The organism is Candidatus Neptunochlamydia sp. REUL1, assembly GCF_963457595.1.
GTDB lineage: Bacteria > Chlamydiota > Chlamydiia > Chlamydiales > Simkaniaceae > Neptunichlamydia.
In genome coordinates, this window is the sequence record NZ_OY735137.1 from 917,009 (window position 1) to 941,780 (window position 24,772).

General features: G+C 42.2%; 24 protein-coding genes. 17 read left to right on the forward strand and 7 right to left on the reverse strand.

All coding sequences use genetic code 11. The features are described from left to right. Nucleotides 1-311 precede the first annotated feature (311 nt). Genes R2I63_RS10640 through R2I63_RS05220 form a run of 5 tightly spaced genes read left to right on the forward strand, consistent with a single transcriptional unit; the run spans nucleotide 312 to nucleotide 4,374 of the window. On the forward strand, nucleotides 312-404 hold the full coding sequence (locus R2I63_RS10640; RefSeq protein ID WP_194848425.1) for an AURKAIP1/COX24 domain-containing protein: 93 nt from the start codon (nucleotides 312-314) through the stop codon (nucleotides 402-404). Nucleotides 405-422: 18 nt separating this feature from the next. Beyond that, nucleotides 423-2,240: a tRNA uridine-5-carboxymethylaminomethyl(34) synthesis enzyme MnmG gene (gene mnmG / locus R2I63_RS05205; protein ID WP_316359558.1), complete on the forward strand. Its 1,818-nt coding sequence runs from the start codon at nucleotides 423-425 to the stop codon at nucleotides 2,238-2,240. A 19-nt stretch (nucleotides 2,241-2,259) separates the two neighbouring features. Beyond that, nucleotides 2,260-3,222 carry a diguanylate cyclase domain-containing protein gene (locus R2I63_RS05210; protein ID WP_316359560.1) on the forward strand — a complete coding sequence of 321 codons (963 nt, stop codon included), beginning with the start codon at nucleotides 2,260-2,262 and terminating at the stop codon, nucleotides 3,220-3,222. Continuing rightward, entirely contained in the window at nucleotides 3,219-3,662 is a 444-nt protein-coding gene (locus R2I63_RS05215) for a hypothetical protein (RefSeq protein WP_316359562.1), read from the forward strand. Before R2I63_RS05210 ends, R2I63_RS05215 begins: the two co-directional genes overlap by 4 nt. Continuing rightward, nucleotides 3,655-4,374, forward strand: coding sequence for a lipoate--protein ligase family protein (locus R2I63_RS05220; RefSeq protein ID WP_316359564.1), 720 nt, complete (start codon nucleotides 3,655-3,657; stop codon nucleotides 4,372-4,374). The genes R2I63_RS05215 and R2I63_RS05220 overlap by 8 nt, the downstream gene beginning before the upstream one ends. Before the next feature lie 549 nt (nucleotides 4,375-4,923). Here the strand turns inward: R2I63_RS05220 and R2I63_RS05225 are convergent. The 6 genes from R2I63_RS05225 to R2I63_RS05250 form a co-directional block, all read right to left on the reverse strand. Further along, nucleotides 4,924-5,175 (reverse strand): hypothetical protein, encoded by a 252-nt coding sequence (locus tag R2I63_RS05225; protein WP_316359566.1) that lies wholly within the window; start codon nucleotides 5,173-5,175, stop codon nucleotides 4,924-4,926. 620 nt (nucleotides 5,176-5,795) lie between these two features. Next, entirely contained in the window at nucleotides 5,796-7,148 is a 1,353-nt protein-coding gene (locus R2I63_RS05230; protein ID WP_316359569.1) for a hypothetical protein, read from the reverse strand. A gap of 28 nt (nucleotides 7,149-7,176) precedes the next feature. Then, nucleotides 7,177-8,547, reverse strand: a complete 1,371-nt coding sequence (locus R2I63_RS05235; protein WP_316359571.1) for a hypothetical protein — start codon at nucleotides 8,545-8,547, stop codon at nucleotides 7,177-7,179. 88 nt (nucleotides 8,548-8,635) lie between these two features. Beyond that, nucleotides 8,636-9,388: a succinate dehydrogenase iron-sulfur subunit gene (sdhB, locus tag R2I63_RS05240; protein WP_316359572.1), complete on the reverse strand. Its 753-nt coding sequence runs from the start codon at nucleotides 9,386-9,388 to the stop codon at nucleotides 8,636-8,638. A gap of 8 nt (nucleotides 9,389-9,396) precedes the next feature. Next, a complete protein-coding gene (sdhA, locus tag R2I63_RS05245) occupies nucleotides 9,397-11,283 on the reverse strand; it encodes a succinate dehydrogenase flavoprotein subunit (RefSeq protein WP_316359574.1) in 1,887 nt (628 codons plus the stop codon). Nucleotide 11,284: 1 nt separating this feature from the next. Beyond that, nucleotides 11,285-12,292 carry a succinate dehydrogenase gene (locus R2I63_RS05250; RefSeq protein ID WP_316359576.1) on the reverse strand — a complete coding sequence of 336 codons (1,008 nt, stop codon included), beginning with the start codon at nucleotides 12,290-12,292 and terminating at the stop codon, nucleotides 11,285-11,287. Nucleotides 12,293-12,394: 102 nt separating this feature from the next. On the opposite strand from R2I63_RS05250, the gene R2I63_RS05255 reads away from it, so the two are divergent. Beyond that, nucleotides 12,395-12,724, forward strand: coding sequence for a hypothetical protein (locus R2I63_RS05255; RefSeq protein ID WP_316359578.1), 330 nt, complete (start codon nucleotides 12,395-12,397; stop codon nucleotides 12,722-12,724). On the opposite strand, the gene R2I63_RS05260 is transcribed toward R2I63_RS05255, so the two are convergent. Next, nucleotides 12,702-13,475 carry a TatD family hydrolase gene (locus R2I63_RS05260; RefSeq protein ID WP_316359581.1) on the reverse strand — a complete coding sequence of 258 codons (774 nt, stop codon included), beginning with the start codon at nucleotides 13,473-13,475 and terminating at the stop codon, nucleotides 12,702-12,704. The two genes, R2I63_RS05255 and R2I63_RS05260, sit on opposite strands and share 23 nt — an antisense overlap. Before the next feature lie 84 nt (nucleotides 13,476-13,559). On the opposite strand from R2I63_RS05260, the gene R2I63_RS05265 reads away from it, so the two are divergent. The 11 genes from R2I63_RS05265 (at nucleotide 13,560) to R2I63_RS05315 (ending at nucleotide 24,757) form a co-directional block, all read left to right on the forward strand. Then, on the forward strand, nucleotides 13,560-14,249 hold the full coding sequence (locus tag R2I63_RS05265) for a MotA/TolQ/ExbB proton channel family protein (protein ID WP_316359583.1): 690 nt from the start codon (nucleotides 13,560-13,562) through the stop codon (nucleotides 14,247-14,249). 2 nt (nucleotides 14,250-14,251) lie between these two features. Then, nucleotides 14,252-14,677 (forward strand): ExbD/TolR family protein, encoded by a 426-nt coding sequence (locus R2I63_RS05270; RefSeq protein ID WP_316359585.1) that lies wholly within the window; start codon nucleotides 14,252-14,254, stop codon nucleotides 14,675-14,677. Between the two features lie 4 nt (nucleotides 14,678-14,681). Next, nucleotides 14,682-15,287, forward strand: a complete 606-nt coding sequence (locus R2I63_RS05275) for a hypothetical protein (RefSeq protein ID WP_316359587.1) — start codon at nucleotides 14,682-14,684, stop codon at nucleotides 15,285-15,287. Further along, nucleotides 15,277-16,545 carry a Tol-Pal system protein TolB gene (tolB, locus tag R2I63_RS05280; RefSeq protein WP_316359589.1) on the forward strand — a complete coding sequence of 423 codons (1,269 nt, stop codon included), beginning with the start codon at nucleotides 15,277-15,279 and terminating at the stop codon, nucleotides 16,543-16,545. Before R2I63_RS05275 ends, tolB begins: the two co-directional genes overlap by 11 nt. Then, nucleotides 16,542-17,234 (forward strand): OmpA family protein, encoded by a 693-nt coding sequence (locus R2I63_RS05285; RefSeq protein WP_316359591.1) that lies wholly within the window; start codon nucleotides 16,542-16,544, stop codon nucleotides 17,232-17,234. Before tolB ends, R2I63_RS05285 begins: the two co-directional genes overlap by 4 nt. Further along, entirely contained in the window at nucleotides 17,231-17,863 is a 633-nt protein-coding gene (locus R2I63_RS05290; RefSeq protein ID WP_316359593.1) for a LysM peptidoglycan-binding domain-containing protein, read from the forward strand. The genes R2I63_RS05285 and R2I63_RS05290 overlap by 4 nt, the downstream gene beginning before the upstream one ends. Before the next feature lie 239 nt (nucleotides 17,864-18,102). Continuing rightward, nucleotides 18,103-18,813, forward strand: coding sequence for a response regulator transcription factor (locus tag R2I63_RS05295; RefSeq protein ID WP_316359595.1), 711 nt, complete (start codon nucleotides 18,103-18,105; stop codon nucleotides 18,811-18,813). Continuing rightward, complete coding sequence (locus tag R2I63_RS05300) at nucleotides 18,814-20,046, forward strand: MFS transporter (RefSeq protein ID WP_316359597.1); 1,233 nt, start codon at nucleotides 18,814-18,816, stop codon at nucleotides 20,044-20,046. Nucleotides 20,047-20,150: 104 nt separating this feature from the next. Beyond that, nucleotides 20,151-20,594 carry a glycine zipper domain-containing protein gene (locus R2I63_RS05305; protein ID WP_316359599.1) on the forward strand — a complete coding sequence of 148 codons (444 nt, stop codon included), beginning with the start codon at nucleotides 20,151-20,153 and terminating at the stop codon, nucleotides 20,592-20,594. Nucleotides 20,595-20,732: 138 nt separating this feature from the next. Beyond that, nucleotides 20,733-21,743 (forward strand): tetratricopeptide repeat protein, encoded by a 1,011-nt coding sequence (locus tag R2I63_RS05310; RefSeq protein WP_316359601.1) that lies wholly within the window; start codon nucleotides 20,733-20,735, stop codon nucleotides 21,741-21,743. Nucleotides 21,744-21,919: 176 nt separating this feature from the next. Next, nucleotides 21,920-24,757, forward strand: coding sequence for a tetratricopeptide repeat protein (locus tag R2I63_RS05315; protein ID WP_316359603.1), 2,838 nt, complete (start codon nucleotides 21,920-21,922; stop codon nucleotides 24,755-24,757). Nucleotides 24,758-24,772 lie beyond the last annotated feature (15 nt).

A 24,772-nucleotide genomic window follows, 5' to 3' on the forward strand; every position in this document is an offset into this window, starting at 1 on the left:
ATGATTTTTCAAGAGCGAGGTCTTTCAGCATGTCACACAACGATCATGAGATGGGTCCATGCATATAATTCGTAAGGGGCAAATAGAAGACATAGGAAGGGAAGATGCTTTATCTCAAAAATATTTACAGAGGGTCTTTTTGGGATAGCAGCCTGATCTCACTGAAACGGAAACAGCCTTGAGTAAACCTTTCCCCATAGAGAAATTTTTTGCACCAGAACCCTTAATTTGACCTATAGCACTCTGCTCTTTACTTTTTCGAGGGAAAAGACTACACTGGGCGGTGAAATATAACGTAATTTGAGTATTTGATGTCATCTGTAAAGAAAAAGCGTCGTCTTAAGATCTCGAAGCACAAGCGCAAAAAGCGCCGTCGTAGAGATCGTCATAAGAAGAACAAGTAGCCCTAGTCTGGGTTAATCATGTGGACTTATCCTGATCACTTTGATGTGATTATTATTGGTGCTGGACATGCCGGATGCGAGGCTGCGCATGCTGCCGCTCGTATGGGCGCACATACCCTCCTGCTCACCATGAATCTCGACACTATCGCCAAAATGAGTTGTAACCCCGCCATTGGGGGAACCGCAAAAGGTCACATCGTGCGTGAGATCGATGCCCTTGGTGGAATCATGGGGAAGGTAGCAGATCGCACTGGGATTCATTTCCGCATGCTCAATGCTACAAAAGGCCCTGCTGTTTGGTCCCCCCGTGCACAATCCGATAAACTTGCCTACCAAACTGAGATGAAATATGTCTTAGAAAACACCCCGAATCTTGAGATCAAACAGGGAACCATTGAAAACCTTGTCGTCGAAGAGGGCTCCATCGTTGGAGTGCAGATTCAGGAAGGAATTCAATATCAAGGAAAGTCGGTGATCCTTTCTGCAGGAACCTTTATGCGAGGACTTCTTCACATTGGAGAGGCCAACTATTCCGGAGGGCGAGCAGGGGATAAGCCTTCGGTGGGGCTTTCCAAAACACTAGAAGAGCTTGGCTTTACTCTTGATCGCCTCAAAACGGGAACCCCCGCACGGGTTAACAGTCGCTCGCTTGATTTTTCCAAAACCGAAGAACAACCCCCTGAAGCTGGGGTCTCTTTTTCTTTTGAACCCCAAGAAAAACGACTGTCTCAGGTTTCCTGCTATATCACCTACACAAATGAGGCAACGAAAAAAGTCATTCAGGAAAACATCCATCGCTCTCCTCTTTTTTCAGGAAAGATTAAAGGAGTTGGCCCTCGCTATTGCCCATCCATTGAAGATAAAGTGGTGCGCTTTGCTGATAAAGAGCGGCACCAGCTCTTTCTTGAGCCAGAAGGGCTCAATACCAACGAAGTCTACGTGAACGGAATCTCTTCTTCCCTCCCGTTTGATGTTCAGCATGCAATGATGCGGACGATTTCTGGGCTCGAAAATGTCGAAATCATGCGCCCAGCTTACGCCATTGAATATGACTACGCTGTGAGTGGGCAGCTTAAGAGCACTCTTGAAACCAAACGTGTCAATGGGCTTTACTTTGCAGGGCAAGTGAATGGGACGACAGGGTATGAAGAGGCTGCAGCGCAAGGGATGATTGCAGCGATTAATGCCGTTCTCAAGGTTCGAGGGAGAGAGGCATTTATCCTCAGGCGCTCTGAGGCCTACATTGGAGTGATGGTTGATGACCTCATTTCAAAGACCCTTGATGAACCCTACCGCATGTTTACCTCAAGGGCTGAACATCGCCTTCTCCTTCGACAAGATAATGCCGATCTGCGCCTTCGCGATTTTGGGTATCAACTGGGACTTATTGATGATGCGCTTTACCAATCTTTTCAAAATAAAAAAGAACTCATCGAAAAGGAAAAGCTGCGCCTTGAAAAGAGGCATCTTGACTTCGACGGGAAATCTACAACCCTTGCAAAACTCCTCTGTCGCCCAGAGTTTTCCTACCAAAAGCTCTTAGAAATTTTTCCCGAAAAAGTCGAGGACTACGGAAAAGCTACAAACAATGCGATCGAAATCGACATAAAATTTGCAGGTTACATTGCTCGTGAAAAAAAAGAAGCAGCAAAACTTGAGAGTATCGATAGTCATCAAATACCTGAAAGCTTCGACTATTCAAAAATTATTGGTCTGCGGAATGAAGCACGGGAAAAATTGACCCACCATCGCCCAGAGAACCTAGGGCAAGCCTCCCGCGTTTCAGGAGTCTCACCGGCCGATATTTCGATTCTATTAGTTTCGTTAAAAAGATAATTATTTATAGTGGAAAGGTATGGCGATAAAACCAAAAAAACTTCCCACTCTCCTCCTCCTTACCGACAACCCCCTCATGCGCGCTTTTTTTGAAGGTGTTATCGCAAAGATAGAGGCTCACGCGCTTATTATTGCTTCATCAAAACTTGAAGCTCTTGAATATCTAGATAGAACTTATATCAGTATCATCGTCGTTGATGAAAAAATACCTAACTTAGCGCTTATTCCTTTATGCACGGATATTCGAACCTTAAAGGACTACGCACACACACCAATCCTAATCATCACTGCCCACTTAAAAAAATCATTTATTCGCAACTTAATCAAAGCAGGTGCTACAGATTTTCTCCGCGAACCTCTTGAAGAAGACGAATTTCTTCTTCGAATGGAAATGGCAGGGGGTGTTATGGAAACCCAAGCAAAGATGGCTACCCTTTCGTCCTGTATGTCAAAAGACGCCCCCTCAAATGCAAGCTTGGAACACCGAGCTGTTCTAGGTGATCGTGCAACTAAGCTCGTCGGTCAGGCTCTCAGCGAAAAAACTCAACTCGCTCTGCTCCTACTCGAGATAGACCAATACCCTCAAATCGTTGAAACGCGAGGCGAAAATGTTGCCCATGCCCTCACGTTAGACTTCGAAGACCATTTGCAAAAACTCATCCGTTCGCAAGATCTTTTATATAACCAAAATCACGGAAAGTTTGCTGTTTTTCTCCCAAAAACTTCTTGTAAAGCTGCAGTGTTTATTGCCGAAAATATTAGCGAATACCTTGACTCAGAGATTTTCTCTGCAGGAAATATTCGTTTTACTCTCACGGTCTCCATTGGAGTTGCATCTCTTGATCAAGCAGGTGACGCAACAAAGTCTGCTGCTATTAATTTGGAGCGTCTCTCAAGCTGTGCTTCTCAGTGTTTAAAAAAAGCAAACGAAAAAAAAGATACGATTGTCTCTGAACCCCCAAAAACAGGTGATAACCCATGAAAAAATTGATTCCTTTCCTTGCTCTTTCAGCTGCAGTATTCGGAGCACAAGCTCCTATCTATGTCGCCCCACCAGCAACCGGTTACACGCCAGCGCCAGTTGCAAAAAAAAGTGCTCCTCCTATCGATGCAGCATCTGCAGAGTTGGCCGCAATGGCTAAAACGCAAAAAGACGATAGCAAAAACAAGGGAGTCAGCGAAGTCATGATTATTTCCCCTGAACTCCGCGCTAAAGACCTTCAAGCTGCCATTAAGTTTTTAAACCAACACGTTCCTACTTCCAAACCTAATATCACGCTTAGCGATGGCTCTAAAATCACAAGTATTATGGATGTGGATGTCATGCCAGGAGGAACCATTCTGATCTTCAAGGTTACCTCTCTAAAGGGACTTCGATACAAAATTGTCAATATCGAAGAGGTTCAGTCTCTCAGTGAGTAAAACCATCAATCTTCTCCTGCTTCAAAATGTTCCAATTAATGAGCAGCTTCAAATTGAAGAAGCGCTCCTTCGACTCACAGATGAGAACTGGTGCCTTATTAACGAAGGATCTCCATCCTCAATCATCATGGGAATCTCAGGAAAACCTGAAGAGCTTGTCAATGCGTCAATGATGAAGAAAGCTCCAATCCCTCTTATTAAACGGTATAGCGGTGGAGGAACAGTGATTGTCGACGATAATACTCTCTTTGTCTCCTTTATCTTTCAGAAAGAGGTCCATGATTTCCCCTGTTTTCCAGAACCTATTCTCCGCTGGTCAGAATCCTTCTATCAAAAAGCTCTAGGCATTCCTAATTTTCAGCTCAGAGAAAACGATTATGTGATTGGGGACTATAAGTGCGGGGGAAATGCTCAGTACATCCAAAAGCACCGTTTTGTCCATCACACAACATTCTTATGGGATTTTGATCCATCAAACATGGACTACCTTCTCCACCCAAAAAAAACACCCAAGTATCGGGAAGGACGTTCTCATGATCAGTTTCTATGTCGATTAAAAGAATTTCTTCCTTCAAAATCCCACTTTATCTCGCAGGTAATTAAAGGATTAAGCGCGAAATATACTGTCAAAAAAACACTTTTAAACCCCTTGATTCCTCTCCTAAAAAAGCCTCACAGAAAAACAACCACGCACTTTTTTATTCCCTTATAAAAACCCTTCTGTTATGGTCCGCGAAGCAGTCTCGACAAATGGAGGGAAATAGGGCCGCAACACATCGTATAAAACCGTGCAACACCAAATATCCAAATAAGATTATTACTATTTACCGTGTGATGCAGCATGGTTAGCTTTAGGAGAACTATCAAAGCTAACTCCTCCCTATAAAGATGTACAAAAAACTTGAGGAGCCCCTCTCGCGACAGTGCCCTTCCCCCAAATCTTACTTCCGGGAGGCTCTCCTCTTTTTCGTTAGGGACCTAACAACTTAGTAAACCTGATATAGGCCTTCCCCTCTTCACACCATTCTCTCTATAAACAAAAGAGGTTTCAATATTCAAATAATAATCAAGCGGCATGAATAGATGAGACCCTAGCTGCTTCTTTAAATCCTCGAGAGTCACTTTGTTTTCCCCACTTGTCAAAACCCTCTCAGCTAAAGCCAGAACCTTGTCCAGCGCCTCAATATGCGCTGCATCCATTCCATGGGTGACTAGGCGTCGAATCTACTCAGGATACATCCCCTCCAGCAAAAAGTCAATTTCATAGATGAATTTTAGGCGATCTGTTGAAATAATTGGTTGATAGCCCAAGGTCCTCTTCATCGCAATGGTCACAGAATGTGACATCCTCTATCGCCATGACATCGTCACGAAAAACATAGTCATTTCCCTTCATGCTACTGATAAATGACGTTGGATCAAACCTTCCTTTGTCAAGGCGCTCCACTTGCCTCTCATTCCCTGCAATATTAAAGAGCCCCTTCGTGTCTACATCCTGATCGATGCGGTCCACTAAAGCTCCGTAGGTTTTTTCAAAAATTTATTGATGTGATAGTTGATCTTGACGACTTGGGACCATTGCCCAATCACTATTAATACTCTTTATTATCAACCCCCTAAATTAATTTAATTACGCATATATTATACCATGTTTATTTAAATTTAATTAATATTCAATTATTTGTTATTTAATATCTTCAGAAAAGAGCAGGGCTCTTTTTAGATAGTTCGCCTTAGATAAAGTGAGTCCTATTTGCTGAACCAGAGCTCTTTGCAGAGGAAGCACATTCCCTTGATAGATTCTCTCTAGATACAAGGCGAGCGATGCCGTCAACCCCAGGTGGGGTTGGCGAAGCAGCTCAACGTGGTAGATAGGTGGAGATGATTGATGGAATGGCTTCAAATACAAAGAGCCCTGGCTCTAAAGGAGGGTGGGCATCGTCAACCAATTTAGTATAGGTGGGTTCGTCACCTAGGAGACGAAAATTCCAAAATTATATTTCCGTATTCCCAGCGGTCAGATCCCCTAAAAAAGCTTGTAGTTGATGAGCACTTCAGGCCCTATGGTATCCTTTAAAACAGGACTCAAGCTTGATTATAGCACAAAATACCGCACCAGTAAACCGGTTTACTCTAGGTAGTGATCAGGCCGTTCTTAAACAGATAATAGAGAACAGCAGAGTCTTTACGCTCAAAAGTCCAGCTAAAGTCACACCCAAGAATGCGTTTAAGCTCTTCTTCTATTTTGTCATCTGGATCTTCAGGAAAAACCTGGTTTCCATACCACTGGCACATATCGGGAAACACTTTATTCTTAGTATAATACTTCGCTTGTTCGACGAGATATCCCACAGGATTATATTTCTGATCAAACGCCTTCTTTGCCTTTGCTAGATTCTCATAGTTATAGTCACTATGCACCGCAGGGCGCTGCGTAGCCCTTGTGATGGGAAACCCTCGCTCTATTGAAATAGCACGCGCTAAATCCACTCCTAAATCCGCTCCATGCCCTTCGCCAGTGTCATTCACACAAGTATCAATCAGGGCAGCACGATATTTTTCTAATTCAAGAGCAATAATTTTTTCAGTTGTAGAAAAACCAAAATCATCAACAATTTCAATCATTAGCCACTTCATTTGCGTTGCCTGCTGATCGGCACAACCATTATGAGCATCTTCGATGCAAACCATTGTTTTTCGAATCAGCGCGAGAAGTTCCTCTTTCTTTTTAGGCGTCTGGTCAATGCCCCCCTCAAATGCTTGCTTCTTTACAACCAAGTACAGTAAAGCTTTGTTTAAGTACCATTTAATATCTCCAATTCCACCACTGTATCGATCAATGATCCTTATTGCTGCCTCTTGTACTTTGTGAGTAACAGTTCTCTCACCATTTAAAAGAAATAGACTCTTGTATAGCGCCTGAGCTTCACCTACTCCCACGCAAATTACATTGGCATCCCCAACGCTGTCGAAAATTTCTTCTGGATTAAAAGCATCCACGTCCCGACTCATTTTCCATTCTGATAACGGCTTATCTTCTATAATTGAGATATCACTTGAAAGTTTCTCAAGATTGACTTTTTCTCTAAGCGAAGGCCTAAGATGACGAGTTAAATGCGTTCCTACAATGACACCTGTTGTAACGTGGGCAAATTTACCAACGTCTTGCCCTAAGATTTCAGCTCCTTTTCCAAACGTTTTTGCGACCCACGGCGTTGTGAGAAGAGCCGCGACTGCAACCATAAGAGATCTATAGACTAGATAAGTAGGCCTTCCTTTCTTTAAACCAATCCGGTCTGTAACACGCCTCGACCCTTCAAGCCCGAGCGATGAGGTGGCAGCGGCGAACATAAGCCCCTGTCGATTCGCTGTTGGAAAGACTTCAACAAAGCGCTTTGAACCCGCCAAATAGGCCGTCGCAAAAAACAGCCCCATAATGGCTACATCGTTATCCAGTTTGTAAAGTGATTTTTGTGCAATTTCCATATCAAATCCTCAATAAATAGGCCAGGTCCTACCAGACCGTGACCAGACCGTTTTTAAATAAATAGTATAGAACAGCAGCGTCTTTACGCTCAAAGCTATTTAAAAAATCGGCTCCCAAAAGCTCTTCAAACTTAGCTTCTCTCTTCTCATCGGTAAAAACATTATCCCGAAACCACTGAGAGAGCTCCGAAAATGCTTTTCTGCTTTGAGAATAATTAGTTTGTTCTACAAGAAACCCTACGGGATCATACTGGGAGAAAAAACTAGCCTTTGCATTTTGAAAATTCACCGGCTTGTAGATTTTACACAGTGCACTATGTTTAGTCGCTCTTATGATAGGAAGCCCGAGATCTCTAGTAATGGAATTTGTCAAGTCCACCCCAAGATCAGCCGCATGCTTTTCATCCGTTACAGCGATACATTTTTCAATGAGAGCCTTGCGATATTTTCGCAGCTCAATTGCAATGAGTTTTTCAATTTCTGAAAGACCAAAATCGTTAACAATCTCGATTATCAACCACTCCAACTGAGTCGTCTGCTGATCGGTACATTCGCGGTGAGCATCTTCGATGCGAACCATCACTTTATCAATCAACGCCTTGAGTTCATCCCGCTTTTTAACAGTTTTATACGGATCGCTTTCGTAAGCTGTCTTTTTTGTAAGCATATAAAGTAGGATTTTGTTCAAATACCACTTTACTTCCTTTTCCCTTGAAAATCTTTTATTCCAAGCACTATATTCATTAATTCGATACGTTACAGCTCTTTGTACAGAATCACTAACGGTAGCCTCGCCATCCAAAGTAAATAGACTCTTGTATAGCGCCTGATCTTCACCTACTCCTTCGCAAATCACATTGTCATCCCCAACGGTGTCGAGAATTTTGTCTGGATTAAATGCGTTTACACCATCACTTATTCGCCATTCAGAGCGTGGAACAGCTTCTAGGATGCGGATATCACTTTCGAGCTTGTCAAGATTAACATCTTTGCCAGGCATTGATCTGAGATAGCGCGTACAATGAGCTCCAACAATGACACCTGTTGTGACGCGTGCAAACTTCGTTACATCTTGCGATAGGATTTTAGCTTCTCTTCCAAACGTCTTTGCAACCCAAGGCGTCGTAATAAGAGCAGTGGCTGCGACAACAAGGGACTTAACAAGGGGCTTATAGACTAAAGTTTTTTTCTTCTTTAAACCAATGTGATTTGTCAGTTGCTGCGAGATTCCGAGCCCGAGCGATGAGGTGGCAGCGGCGAACATAAGCCCCTGTCGATTCGCTGTTGGAAAGACTTCAACAAAGCGCTTTGACCCAGCAAAATAGGCCGTTGCGAAGAATAGACTCGCAATGGCTACATCATTATCTAGTTTATAAAATATTTTTTGTACATTTTGCATTCTATTCTCCACAAATTTGAGAAGAGGATGCCACGTGAAACAATAAATATGAAGAGGAATCTTTCACACCTATCTAATAGAAAATCAATTATTTAAAAATGTCCTTGAGGGCTTGCTTAGAAACGTCTCGTCCGATGGTTGCGATGGATTCGGTCAAAGGGATCTCTTTGGGACACACTTGAACGCAGTTCTGGGCGTTCCCACACTCGCTGATTCCTCCTTTTTCCATGAGGGTATGGAGGCGGGTCGCCTTCTCCATTTCCCCCGTGGGATTGAGATTGAAGAGGCGGACCTGGGAAACGGGAGCGGGTCCCACAAATTTTGAGTTTTGGTTGACCTGAGGGCAGGCTTCTGAGCAACATCCACAGGTCATGCATGTTGAAAGAGTATACATGATCTCTTGGGTTTCCTGGTCGATCTTAGGACCAAACCCCTTAGTGAAGGAGCCATCTGCAGAAATCCACCCCTTGGCTTTCTTGAGATTTTCAAACATTTGGGAACGATTGACAACTAAGTCACGGACAAGGGGAAACTTTGAAAACGGTGCAAGGGTAATGGTGCTGCTCCCTGTTTTCTTTAAGATGGGTTCAATAATGGCTGTGCAGGCTTGACGGGGACGCCCATTGATAAGCATTGAACATGAGCCGCATACTTCCTCTAGACATCCCTGTTCCCACGCAACGGGGGTAACTTTTTCCCCATTGATATTGATCGGATTTTTCTGGATTTCCATAAGCGCGGAAATCACATTGATATAAGGCTTGAGCTCAAGTTCGAATACGTCCCAATATTGGTTTCCACTCTCTCCACGATAGATTTTTAGGGTAAAGGTCTTTGCCACAACTGCTCCTATAGGGGTAATTCTATATTGGGTGGGATATTCTCCAACTTGGGTTTTATCCGTTTTGCCTTTGAATAATCTCTTTGTATCGGTTGGAGGTAGGGGGTGTCAATGGGCTTGTATGAAATTTCTGGTTCATCGCTTCCAGCATCGTAGGTTGCTATAGTTGTTTTCAGCCAATTTTCATCATCGCGCTCTGGAAATTCTGGCTTGAAGTGAGATCCACGAAATTCATCACGCAAAAGGGCTCCTTTGGTGATGATCAACGCAAGCTCCAACATCGACTGGAACTGATTTGCAAAGGTATAGGTTTGGTTAAGGCTTCTTCCTTTGTCATCAAGGGAGATATGTTTGTAACGCTCGCGAATTTTTTTGATGTTTTCTAGGGTCTCTTTGAGGTTTTTGTTGTTCCGCTTTACAGTGACATGTTGGACCATCATTTTAGCGAGTTCTTCATGGAGCTTGTGAACATTCTCGTCTCCGCTTCGCGCCATTAACTCTTGTTTAAAGGTCTCTTCTTTTTCTAAAGCTTCTTCGAACAGAACCTCATCTACATCTTGATATCCTCGCGTTAACGTTTCGAGGTAGCGAGGAATTTCCACGCCACAAACAAGCCCTCCAAAAATGCAAGAAAGAAGAGAATTGGCTCCCAGGCGATTTGCTCCGTGAAATTGATAGTCGGCCTCGCCAGCTACAAAACATCCGGTTAGATTACTCATCTGGCGAAACCGCTCTTTTCGATCGGGGGCATCTGCCGCAGGCCAATCAACCCATGCTCCACCCATCGAATAGTGAACAGCAGGAGCGATTCTCATGGGAACTTTGCGCGGATCTTCTCCAGTGAATTTCTGATAAATATCCAGAACCGATTCGAGTTTATGAACGGTTTTTTCTGGGAGGTGGGTGACATCAAGATAGACCTCATCTCTCCCTTGAACTCCAAGGCCTAGCTCAATCACACGAAGGAGCTCGCGTGCTGCAATATCTCGGGGCACAAGATTTCCAAAGGCTGGATAAAGCTCTTCGAGGAAGAACCAAGGCTTTCCTGTTTCGCCGCATGGAATCATCTTCCCATCGGGAGTTTCAATGGATTTTGAGGAGTCTCCATAGACCCAAACTCTTCCACCTTCACCGCGGATTGACTCAGACATCAAACGAAGTTTGTCTTCTGCAGGAATGGCAGTTGGGTGGATCTGGATAAACTCTCCGTTTGCATATTTCATTCCTTGCATGTAAAGCCGGCCATTTGCCGCCCCTGTGCAGAAAGTAGAGTTTGTCGATTTTTTAAAAATGAGGCCCGGGCCTCCCGATGCAATAATGACAGCATCGGCCTTAAAAACATCAAGCTTCAGATTGAAAAGGTCCATCATAACAATCCCCCGAGCCACCCCTTTTTCATCTTGAATCAGGCGGAGGAATTCATGATGCTCAAATTTTTCCACGTTTCCTTTTACTTCATGGCGGCGAACCTGCTCATCGAGGGCATAAAGAAGTTGCTGCCCTGTCGATGCTCCACAAAAAGCGGTACGATTGTAAAGGGTTCCTCCAAAACGTCTGAAATCGATATTTCCCTCTGTGGTTCTATTAAATGTACACCCAAAGCGATCCATCATTTGAATGATCAAAGGAGCCGATAGACACATTTCCAAAATTGGGGCCTGCTCGCACAGAAAATCTCCCCCTTTGATCGTATCGTAGGCATGAATCATCGGAGAGTCATCCTCTCCTTTAAGGTTCACGGCAGCGTTGATCCCTCCCTGTGCGCATACAGAGTGCGACCGCTTCACTTGCGTGACGGAAACGATTTTGACATGGCACCTATTTTCAGCTAGACGCATGGCTGCAGCAAGCCCTGCAAGTCCACCTCCAACAACGATCACTTCTTTTTGTTTCATATCAGTTCCTTAAATTAATGAAGTAGGTGCCCCATACAGAGGTGAGTCCCAAAAGACACAGGATAAACATGATGCCATAACACCAATTGACTGCTTGGGATTGAGAACGCATTTTCAAAACGATTCCCCAGGTAATTAAAAAGGTCCAGAGCCCGTTAAATCCGTGGTAAACAGCTGCAAGAACAAAAAGAGTATAGAGGATGCACTTGAAAGGACTTTTAAATGAGTCTCGAACAATCAAGAGCGTTGCTGTTCCAAAATCTGATGCTTCCGCAATGACTTGATTTTTATCAATGGAGCGCGATTCAAGCCCTTTTAAGTAAGCATTTTGATCTTCCAGGATTTGGTATTTGTTCATGAGCTGGGCAACATTTTCTTCGTAATGGTAGGGAGGAGCGCTTTCCTGAACATGCTCCCCTTGCTTAACGATCCCTCGCATCTGGATGTATCGGGACTCTACATGCTCTTTAAAGGCTCTAATTGCCTCTTGATTATAAAGTTTGACGCCTAGGCGATCACTCACGGTATACAGCCCTGGGTCCATACTGACCCGGACAAAATAGGCATCTTTTTTCCCCATTTCAACGGTGGCTGGATACATGTAAAAGCGCATGTACCCCACGTGGGCGATAATTCCAATCAGAAGAATCCAAGAAGTGATTCTCTGCCATGAATAGGCATGATTTCGAGAGTGTTTTTTAAGGGCAGGACGAGACCCATCGGAAGAGGTAGAATTCATTTTCGATGTGAAAAGAATGCGGATTCCCCAAACCATGTGCAATAGAATGGGTACCCCTAGAAGGACGATTTCTATTATATGGAGATAAGGAAGGTTTTTAAGAAAGTTCACTGCGCGGATAAAACCTTCGCCATTCGCACCAATCAAAAGAGCTGCTTGAGAGTTTGTGAGCAAGTGTTCCATGAGAAAAATGACAAGCCAAAGTCCAAAAAGAGAGTGAACTCTTCTCCATGCAAAAGCGCGATTCATACGAAAGGTTGCTGTTGCCATCTAATACTCCGAAATATACCTAAATAAGCTTTTTTGCCATTAAACCGATAACGTCAAATTAGAAAAAGAAAAAAAATCTATTATTGTGTACCCTTAATCCCGATGACTGATCCGATAGACAGAATTTTTAACTATTGCCACCAAAGACAGCCCCATGAATGGGAGGTTAAGTTCATCTCTGTTCTTCCCATCGTTAATAACATTTTCCTTCAGATAAAAAGTGAGCAGCTTTCAAATTTGAATCGAAAAGCTCTGCAAGATTTTGGATGGGTGTTTAAATGCGGACTGTGTGCACAAATTTTGATCTGTGGAAAACCTCTTGCAATGATCTTAGAACATCTCACCTTTAAAGATCGGGTAAGAACGCTTTTCAATACCACGCTCTACGTCATACTTTCACATGAGCATATCAAAGCCCTGACTCCAGACTAAAAAAGTTTTGGGCATTGGTTGTTGTTATTGCCGCCACTTCCTCTAGGGGGATCCCTTTGATATCTGCAATCATTTGTGCTGTTTCTGAAATGAAACTCGGCTCATTTGTTTTTCCACGCATCGACTGTGGCGCTAGGTATGGGGTATCGGTTTCTATCATCAAATGATTTAAAGGAACTTCCTTTGCCACAGCGCGGAGAAGATCGGATCTTTTAAACGTCACGATACCACTCATTGAAATCATCCACCCTTGCTCCAAAGCCTTGCTAGCTTCTTCCATTGTCCCAGTGAAACAGTGCAGAAGAACGCGCCCTTTGGGAAAGTTATTTTGAGCAATAGAGAATAAGTCTTCAAAAGCATCCCGACAGTGAATTACAACTGGCAACCGGCAAGAGGCAGCGAGTTGGAAGTACCGGGATAAAAACGTTCTTTGAAGTGCTTGAGGTGAATGTTCATAATGATAATCAAGACCTGTCTCACCAATCGCAACAAGCTTCCCCGTGCGCGCTGCTTCTTCAAATAGAGGAAAATACAATCCACCTTCTTTCTCGACATCATGAGGAGTTGTTGCGCCTACGTTGTAAATCCAACTGCATTCTTCAGCAAGTTTCAGTCCTCGTTCGAGAGAAGTTTTATCGGTGCAAATATTGATCACCGTTTTGACTTTCTTCTCCTGAGCCCGTTTCAATATTTCCTGAAGGTCAGGATATACAGGATCACAGGTAAGGTGTGCATGTGAATCAGTAAACATGTCCTCATGTATACTCTCTTTTCGATTCCTTGACAAATAGCTTTTTCTCACGTATGAATCTCACTAGTATCGTTAGGAGTATTCATGGGAACTTTTTTTCAGGCTTTTGCTGTCGCTGATTTTTTTGGAAAATTTATCTTCTTTGGGTTATTTATCCTTTCCTGTGGATCGTGGGTATTTATCCTCCAAAAGTTTTGGATGCTCAAAAATGTTCGAATCCGCGCAAAGCGGTTTAGAAAAATGGCAGAGATACACAAGGAGCAGATTCTCAACTTAAATTCCCGTTCGAAAAACCCCTTCAGTATTCTTTATAACACTTTAAAGGAACAAACTCTCATCGTCCTCGATAAAAACAATTACTTTTTTCAAGGAAGTGAAAATTATCTTTCTGGGCTCGACATTGAATTTCTAGAGTCCCATCTCCATACTGCTATTGCGAAAGAGAAGGGGAAAGTCGAAAAAAATCTATTTATTCTTTCCACTACAAAAACTCTCGCTCCCTTTTTAGGGCTTCTGGGTACAGTGTGGGGGATCCTCGTTTCTTTTGGCGAGCTGCAAGCAGGCCATTCTGTGACTTCGAATACTGTCATTTTAGGCGGACTTTCAACTGCTCTTACAACCACTGTTTTAGGGCTTCTAATCGCTATTCCAGCCCTTATTGCTCACAGTTACTTAAAAAGTCTCAGCAAGAAATTCACACTTGAAATGGTTGAGTTTAGCCACTACCTTCTTTCCACTGTAGAGCTTCAGTACCGAAAAGTTGACGTAGGCTGAAGATGAAAAGTTTCCATACTCTTTTAAATTCTAATGATGATGAAGAGGAAGATGTTAATCTTACTCCTCTCATTGATGTGGTATTTGTTGTTCTTATCATGTTTATCTTGGTCGCTCCCTTAGTTGAGATTGATCGGATTCATCTAGCCACTGCAGGAGGAGAGAAGAAAGCAGATATGACTTCCTTACAGGAAAATACAGCAATAAAAATTCACGTATATAATGACAATTCTATTTGGTTAAATGGAGTTTCAGTGACGGTTGACGAGCTCAGCGATCAACTCCAAGAAATGCATCCTTCTCTGCAAAGAACCTCTCCCCAAATTTTTCATGACCGAAAGGCTTTTTTTGGAACCTATCAATCGGTAAAAAATGCTGTAGAAGGTGCAGGATTTGATTCCGTCGACGTGATTTTAGAACCAGGATAGTTTCATGAGACGAAAAACCATCATTCTTATCTCATGCGTCGTCTTTGTTCACCTATTCTTTTTCTTGTTTGATTTTAAAGAAAAGCACTCTCCCCCTCCTCCAAAAAAATCAATCGTTGTAAATACTTATGTTCCCCCTCCTACAAAAGCTACGCCTGCTGTTTCAGAACCCCGCACACAACAAACAACGAACGTCGCGCCAAAGAAATCAACACCCTCAAAGAAAAATGAGATTTTAAAAGACCTAAAAGAGACCCTTTCAAGGATTGAAGCACAGGCTCCACCGGAAACATCTCTTTCCCTTCCGAAGCAAATTCAATCTCTGCAGATTGATCATGCTGACAAGAAAGAAGAAACCGATTATTTTATCTCTCTTGCCCACGCCTTGAAAGAAGAGCTTGAACTTCCAGAGCTTGGCGAGGTAAAGTTAGAGCTAACTGTGAGTCATACAGGGCAGGTCCTCAAGTTGCGGATTCTCCAAGCACTGTCGGAAAAAAATCGGCGGTATTTGGAGTTGAACCTTCCTCGGCTGAGGCTTCCCCCTTTTAGTGAGGATTTGAAAAACGAAAACGCGCATACCTTTACTCTTACTTTTTGTAATGCAACTTAGTCTTCTTTTTTCTTTTGAGGAAAAAGAACTTGTTGTTCCGCTATCTACTCGGAGTTTTCTATCAACCGTCTCGGTTTCCCCCCTCAAGGGATCTTCTTTTTCGGAAGAATATTTAGCAGAGCTTCGAAATGTTCTGCTAGTGGATATCAATAGAAATGGCAGTTGCTTTGTTGAAGCAAGGGATGGAACAGACTTTCATATTGATCTAGAGCTTACCGGAACAGGTCTCTCGGCTCTGGTTGAGCTAAAGCAAGGAGGAGTGACAAAAACACTTGGTCCCTATTCTCTATGTGGTTCCCTCCCATCAGATCGACGCACCCTCCACACTTTTCATGATGATCTCGCTCAAATCATCACCGGAAAACGGGGAATTGCTTCTACCCGTCTTCTTTTTGCCATTCAATTCCCTGAAAAAACTCCTCAAGGCTATGAGTGGCGCTCAGAAATTTGGGAGTCAGACTATGATGGAGAAAATACAAGGCAAGTGACACAGGAGCGTAGTTATTGCATTCACCCTGTCTTTTTTTCCTCTGAAGGAGAGTTTACTAAAGGGAAATTTATGTATGTAAACTACAAAAAAGGACAGCCAAAAATCTATATCTCTTCTTTTGATTCTCTCCGTGGCAATCCCTTTCTCTCCCTTCGGGGAAATCAGCTCCTTCCAACTCTTTCACAGAAAGGCGATCTCATTGCTTTTATCTCTGATGCAAGTGGGCGTGCTGACCTATTCATTCAACTCTTCAGTCACAATCATGGACCCGTAGGAAAACCCATCCAAGTCTTCTCCTATCCAAAGTCTGTGCAAGCATCACCAACCTTTCGCCCTGATGGAAAGAAAATCGCTTTTGTCTCCGATAAAAATGGCACTCCCCGCATTTTCTTAATTGACACTCCCTATCCCGGAAGAGATGTTTCGACGCACCCTATATGCCTCACAAAGAATTACCGTCATAACACTTGTCCTGCCTGGTCCCCTGATGGAACAAAGCTCGCATATAGCGCTATGATTGACGGCATTAGGCAGATCGTGGTATATGACTTTCTGACGCAAGAAGAAATTCCGTTAACAAGAGGATCAAGCCACAAAGAAAATCCGACTTGGGCTCCAAACAGCTTCCATATTATTTATAATACAGTTGACCACTCTTCTTCGGAATTATATATTATTAACTTAAAACAAAAAGAACCACTGCAAATTACAAGTGGACCTGGAAAAAAACATTACCCAGCTTGGGAACCAACTAGAAGGCCTTTATGAAAAAATATTCTTGGCTGTTTGCAGCACTCGGCATTGCCTTTCTCACGTCTAGCTGCCAAAGCAACTCCAACACGGTCTGGGAAGACACTAAAACCATAGGGCGTTACCTCCATCGAAAGGGCCAATTGCTATGGAAGCAGGATGTCGATTCCAAAATGATTGAATCAGCCGATGAATTTAACGGACCCCAAGAAGAAGAGTACATCCCTCTAAAAGACGAGGATCTCAGAAGGCAATTTGCTGATATGAGCATTCCTCAGCCAAAAGAAGTTCCAGGGGCTATCGGAAGCTCTATTCCAAGCATCGATCAATTTGTGAAACCTGCTTCCCATCTAGCCAGCCTATATCAAAACCTTTATTTCAACACTGATGAACATGTCCTCCGCTCCAAGGAATATTACAAAAACATCGCGAACATTGCTGAGTACATGAAGAAAAATAACGACACCTATATTTTTGTTTCTGGTCATTGCGATGAGAGGGCTTCCGAAGCATACAATTTAGCCCTTGGGACAAGACGCGCAAATACCATTAGAAACCTTCTTATAAAGCGTGGTGTCAATCCAAACCACATTTACACCATATCTTTTGGAAAGGAAATGCCCAGCGAACTAGGTCACACACAAGAAGCTTGGGCAAAAAATCGCCGCGTAGAATTTAAAATCTTTGAAAAAAAAGGCTCTAAATGAAAAAACTCTTGCTCTTGCTTCCAGCCCTCATTTTTACAGGATGTGGTAGCGTCGGATCGTCTAAAGGAGACAAACATCAAATGGAGCTCAGCCTCCATAAAGTGCGAACCGAAGTAGAAGATGTCAAGCACGACTTAAACACCTACGAAATTGAGCACCATGTCATTGAGGGAAAGCTGATTGATCAAGAGCAGACTATTGCCTCTTTGAGACATCAGGTTGCTGAGCTGAAATCAGGGAAACTCGATTCTTTTGTCCAAGAGTTGCAAAACTTAGATAAGAAGATCCACCAGATTTCAAAAAAGCAAGATAAAATTGTCACCGACATCCGGCAACTTAGCTCTCACGCTAACGATACAACGACCGCCTTAGCACAATACAAAGATAAAATTGCTCAGTTTGAAAAGGCAATACAAGGACAAAACCTCCAGTTAGGCGAAATCCAAAAAATTAAAGATGGGATCACAAAGCTTGCGGAAGCTGAAAGTGGAAAGTCTTACATTGTAAAACCTGGAGATTCTCTCGAAAAAATTGCACGCGACCATCATACATCTGTAGAAAAAATCAAACAGATTAACGGAATGACCTCTGATTTGATTGTTGTTGATCAACAGCTTTCCGTTCCGTGATATAACTTATAGTCGGTATAGCTAATAATTCTTTGATTGACTATTCTTAGCCGAAACCACTTGATGAGGACTCTATGAACCTATCTCATTATTCTAAACACCATCCTGTCGAGCCTTTTTTTCCAGAATCTGAGATTTCTTCTTACCCTACTTTATTAATTATGGTGTGCAAAGAAATCTCAGATTCTGAAAAAAAATACTTCAAAATTCTGGAATTTTTAATAATGAGATAGGTTCATATGGCACCAAAAAAAAGGATATTACTTATTGAAGATGAGGAGGACATCGCTGCACTGATTAAACTTCAGGCCGATCTCTCAGGATATAAACTCCATGTTGAAGTCGATGGAGTGAATGGATATCGAGCTGTTGAAAGAGAAAAACCTGATCTTGTTTTGGTTGATGTTATGCTTCCTGGACAGAATGGTTTCGATGTTTGTCGAAAAATTAAAAACAACTCAGAGCTTAAAAATATCCCCGTGATTATTTTAAGTGCAAAGAGCGAAGAGCTCGATATGATTTTAGGGCTCGAACTTGGAGCCGATGACTATGTCAGCAAACCTTTCTCTCCAAAAGTTCTTTTTTCACGTATCAAAGCAATACTTAGGAGAGGAAAAGAGCCAGAAAAAGCGCCTAAACTTCTTTCATTTGGCGATTTTACTCTCGATGTCTCCCGTTATCTTCTAAAGAAAAATGGTGCACCTGTCACAATAACCCTTTCAGAGTTTGGAATCTTAAAACGCCTTCTTATTCAACAGGGAAAAGTTCTGACGCGAAACCAGCTCCTTAATGATGTTCACAATGACGACGTATTCATTGTCGACAGAAATATCGATGTACATATCGCTTCACTAAGAAAAAAGCTGGGTCCCAACTTTAATTGGATTGAAACCGTCCGCGGAGTTGGATACCGCCTCCGAGAGAAACCTGTTCCGAGTCATAAGACCTAAGTGACTGTTGCACTGCGGCGCTCCTTTCGGGCAATACTCTCGGTTCTTTTTCTTGATAACTTAGGGCTTACAGTTGTCTACCCGATCTTTACCCCCCTTGTTCTAAAGCCCATTTATACCTTGCTTCCAATTGAGTATCCTCTTTCAACCCGCTTGATATTACTAGCAGTTCTTATCGCTTCATTTCCTTTTGCCCAATTTCTTTCTGGCCCCTTTATTGGCCACCTTGCAGATATCAAAGGAAGAAAGTTTGCCTTAACCCTTGCGCTCATCGGGGAAGGGATAGGATTTCTTCTTACAGGACTAGCCATTCTTCAAATGAACTATCTATTTCTTCTTTTTGGGCGGGTATTTACAGGTTTTTTTGCTGGCAACATGACTATTTGTCTTTCTTCAATATCAGACATGCAAAGGGGCTCTCAAGGGCGCTCCAAAAACTTTGGGATTGTCTCCAGCGTTGTTGGAATCAGCTTCGTCGTTGCAATTGTTATTGGAGGGACACTGTCAAATGACACCCTAAACGCATTTTTTAATTCAGCACTTCCTTTCTGGGCTTTAACTTTTTTTTCCCTCATCAACCTCACCATTATTCGTCTGCGATTTACCGAAACACATGCTTCTTCTCCAAATGAAAAGCACTACTTTCGAAATCAACTAAGAGAGCTAACTTCACTTTTTAAGACGGAGCAGCTTGGTTCTCTTTACTCCTTATTCTTCTTTTTTATGTTAGGTTGGATTGTTTCTCTCCAATTCCTCTCTTCTTTTCTTATTGAGCATTTTATTGGGACCAAATTGGCCATCACACTGACTTTTATTGGAGTGGGTCTATCCTGGTGCATCGGAAATATGCTCATTAACAGGCTTCTCATACGCTACTTAAGGGTAGGAGCCATCCTATTTTACACCTTGATTCTCTCTTGTGTTTGTCTATTTGTTGCCTCTGAGACTTCCCACTTTCTCATTTTTGTCCATTTCATCCTTTTCGGAGCTCTTTTTGCCTCGCTCTCCTGGACAAACTGTTTAGCGCTCATCACCAGCAAAGCTCCCCCCTACTTGCAGGGTAAGCTCCTAGGGCTCAACCAATCTATTGCAACAATTTCTATGGCCTTTGCCCCTCTTTTCGGAGGAATGGTAGGAGAGTTTGATATTCGAACTATTTATCTCTTTGCAAGTTGCTCGTTATTAATATCGACACTGATATTAATTATATATAAGATAAAAAATCGTTTCTAATTCATTATTAAATATGATAATTATCAGATTAGAAGGGATTATTTTTTTCAGTTTAATCAATTGATCAAATGGAAACAACGCAATTATCTTAAGAAGAGGCAATTATGAAAGCAAAATCTTCAATTCTTATCCTCGCTGTAGGAGTCTCTCTAATTTCAGGGTGTGAATCAAATACTGGAACGGGTGTCCTTGTTGGAGGCGGAAGTGGAGCTCTTATTGGAGGACTCGCAGGTGGTGGAACCGGAGCTCTTATTGGGGGAGCAGCTGGCGTCATTGCCGGGGGGCTTATTGGGTCATACCTCGACAATAAAGAGCAAAAAAGTCTTAAAGAGCAAAGCCCTCAGACCTATAGACGTGTTGATAATGGAGAAAAGCTCAGCGTTAATGACGTAATCAACCTATCGAAAGCTGATGTTGATGATGATAAGGTTATTGGACTCATTCAGAAAACGAATAGTCATTATACTCTCAACAGCTATCAGATTGATAAGCTAAGAGATGCTGGTGTTTCTGAACGTGTCATCAATTATATGATGTATAACACCTAAAAAACTATCGAGAAGCGCCTTTAAGCGCTCCTTTCGATTTGAAAAAGTTGCGCAGGTGTTAGAAATAGTACTTGAATGAAATACAGAAAGTTGGGATAAATGTGTTCTAAGACCTTCTGTAGATTTTGGCACACATAAATGAGCGTTAAAGAGATAAAGAGTGACACCTTTTGGCGGTTCAACCATGAAGGATTCCACAAAAATGTGGAGTCTAACTGTTCGATCGGCACTAAGCAATTTAAGAAAATTGTTCGCTCCTATGTCTTTTTTCATTTGTTTTTTTTAGGATTACTTACAGCCGAAGTCATCGCATTTTTCTTTTTCCTAACACTGCTGTTTCAAACGTCTCTCATCGCTTTTTCTCTTGCAGCAATCCTACTTACCGGCTTTGCCTACCTTATTCTCCTTTTCTATTTTCAGACAAAAAAGCCTGAACAATTTCTGGAGCTAAGAAACTTTTTTATGCTCCTTTGCAAAAAGGGCCTTCCTAAAAATATTCTCCGTTCTGAATATCATCTCTCCCTAGCAAATGCCGCCTACCGCTTTGCCGCTCATCTTAGTAAAGATGAATTGACTTTCCACCCATTGCCTGAAAAAATGAACTCTTTCAACCAGGTGATGCGAAAAGTTACCCACCTCTGCCATAAAAATGATATTAAACGAATGAAAGAGGTCCTCTACCTTGTCTCGATCAGCGAACATATTCAACTCATAAAAAATGCACCCACAAACCTTGAAGCACATGCCTCACTTGCCAATGCTTACGTGGCACTTTCACGCCTCTATAAGGCTCAAGGCACTTCCAAAGAAAAGTTTGAAGTCGCCGCTGAAAAAGCGATCCAAGAGTTTAAAATCATCGACCATTACTCCCCAGAAGATCCTTGGGTACACGCTCAGCTAGCTTCCTGCTACCACGACTTAAAAAAGCATAAGGAAGAAATTACCGAATACGAAACTATTTTGAAACTTTGTCCTGAAGACAAACAAATCCTTTTCCGCCTTGGCATCCTTTGCTTTCAGCAAGGAGAAAATGCTCGCGGTCTTCAAATCTATGAACAACTAAAAGAGATGCAGTTCTCACGCGTGGACGAACTCATCGACTTTTACGACGCCAACATCAAACAAGAATATTTCATTAGCTCTCTTTAGATAGTGCCTCAAATAGATAACACTTTGGGGTAGCAGTTTAGAGGACTTACAATACACGAAAACGAAGTATTTGATAAATATTTGACGGTGAGTATAATCAAAAAATACTTCGCTAGGAAGTCGTCTTTCCATTATGGTTAGGACTTACGTAACATAACTGATAGGGACAAACGGATATGTTTAAATCTAAATATCGTAATTGCTTTATTCTCGTTGCATCACTATTCAGCCTCGTCGCAATGCAAGCTACAGCTAAAGAATCTGTCAAATCAACGCAAGTTCAATCGGATGAAGAAGCATTTCTAATCCGCCGCATTGCGGAGTTTTGGAAAGATGGTGACTTTGCGATCGTGAAAACACAAATCATCGATTTTTTGGATCGCTATCCAAATAGCGATCTTTCCGAATACTTTCTGGGAATATTAGGAGATATCTATCTCCAAGAAAACCAATATGAACAAGCCCTTTCGACATACCAAATGGTTTTAGATAAGGAAATTACTCAAAAGATCTTGATCAACAAGTTGCAATGCTATTACGAACTTGATCAATACGGAGAATTGGTAGAGGATGGTCGTCCCTTTCTATCTAGCCAAACTCCTGAAATTGTAGATCGAAAAGATGAGCTTTATTTTTTAATGGGTGAAGCCCTATTTAGACAAGCTCTAAAAGAGGATGAAAGCTCCTATAAACAGGAGCTAGCAAGTGAAGCTCGTGGGTATTATGAATGTCTTCCACAAGGACAGTATGGGAAAATTTCAGAATTTGCCCTTGCCGAAATTGCTGCAATTCTTGGAAATTATGAAAAGGGAGCAGATGCTTATCGAGCCCTCGCAGAAAAACATCCTGAAATGGCCGAAGATCTTCTCTTCCAAGTCGCCTCTTTGGAAGCACATTATAACAAACTACGCGCTGCTGAAACCTTCAGAAAAGTAAAAAATATTGAAGGAAAGAGAGAACATGAGGCCACCTTTAATCTCATGGTTATTTTATTTCAAACTGAAGAATACGAAGAAATTCTTTCTACATACGAAAAAGTGGCGCCAAGTGTCCCAGAACCGTTTCAACCCGCCTTCAATTTTATTGTTGGGAAAAGTTTCTTCTCATCAGGAGATTTTCAGAATGCTGTAGAGCCCCTTCAGAAGTATATCAACTCAACCTTTATCCCTTCCGATCAGCTAAAGAATGCCCTTCTGATTCAAATGACCTGTGCTTACCAAACGAGCAATGAATCTCTTTTTAGCAACTCATTTGAAAAGCTTGATACGTTATTTCCAAATGACCAAGAGATCCCTAAGGCTCTGTTCATGCATGCAATGATTCTAAAAGAACAAGGCGCCATTAGCCGAGCTGATGAAAAACTAAAAGTGATCAAAAATAATTATCCATCCTTTGAAGACCAGGAAAGTTTTATCTTTGAATATGGTCTTCTTGCTCACCAAAACGAACAATGGAAAGAAAGTTATGAATTGTTCAAAGACTATGTTTCCGGGTATGACCAAAGTTCTCGTGTTGATGCCGCTTGGAAACTTTATCTATCTTCTGCAATCAACCTCTATAAACATGCTGGAGAACACGTCCAATACACCAAGTCTCAATTCTTTACAGACTTGCAGGCTGTCCTAGATCACTCAGACTACTTAAGTGACAAGGAAATGATGGATTATGCTCTCCTTTATGCAAAGACTGCTTACGAACTTGACTATTACGCTGATGCACTTTGTTGCCTACAAGATCATATCTTTACCAAATTGGAACAAGAAGAAAATACCGCGGCACTTGCAGAAGCTCACTTCATTGCTGGGCTTTGCCATGCTGAGGTTCAGTCAGATCATTCAGCATTCTGTATGCATTTAGAGCAAGCGATGACGCTTAATCCAGACCTTTACGATTCAGGACCCACGCATTTGCAGCTTTATAATGCCTACATTTCTCTTGCGGGTTATGGAGAGATGGGCGGTATCCCCTCAGATGGGCACCAACAAAAAGAGTTTGTTGACCATGCAGCAGAACATCTTCAAGAAGCCGTCTCTAAAGGTGGAATCACAATCAAAGACGAAAACCGTCTTTGGTTAGCAAACCATTATTACCAAAAAGTACAGGAATGCAGCACAAGTGACATTGCCAATCATCCTGAAGTGACAAATGCGATTGACCACGCCTCTAACCACTATCAAAAACTATTAATGAGAGACGGACACCTAGTCGAGATGACCGTTGATAACCTCCATTTAGAGTACGAAGTGGTCAAACTTTCTAAGCTGCTTGAATATCAAGATTCTCAAGAGCAAAAGCTTGTGCTTATCAAAGCCCTTTTGCAGCAGCAAAGTGAGAAGCCTGAGCTGAACTGGTCATCTCAAAAAGACGCCCTTTATGAGCTTGCGACTGTCTATGGTACGCTTGGAGAAAAGGAAAAAGCTTTTGAAACATACAGTTTCATTCATTCACAAGCCAACCACTTTCCCTCTTCTCTTGCAAGTAATGCGGCATTAGAAGCTGCTCGAATTCATTTTGATCTCCTTGAAGATGGACTTCGAAGTGAAACAAATGAAGAGGTGCTTGGAATATTAAATGACTTGAAAGAACTTCAGATTCGTAAGAATGCCTTTTCAGAGCCTACGCACTTGGAAGCAGCTCTTGAGTATGCAAAGATCCGTTCTGTCATCTCCAACCCTGAAAAACAAGATTCACGTTACCTCTTCTTTTTAAGCCGTATTCAAGATGACTTTAACTCGCAAGAAGATCTTGTTACGCAAGATTATTTGGTCAAACTGAATCAAAACTCCGAGAAAAAACTGGTTTTCGATGCATACATGAAGTTTATTGATGCTGAAAAGCTTCGCCTTGAAGCAAAAAACCATTACAAGAATGAACGGCATGGTGAAATGGAAGAGCTCCATGAGAATGCCTTAACACTCTATAGCGAGCTAAAAAACAACCCTAATACACCTAGAGATCTCTATGATAGGACACTGAGTAGTATCCATGAGATCAATGCACTAGTTGCATATTAATTACATTAGAAGAGA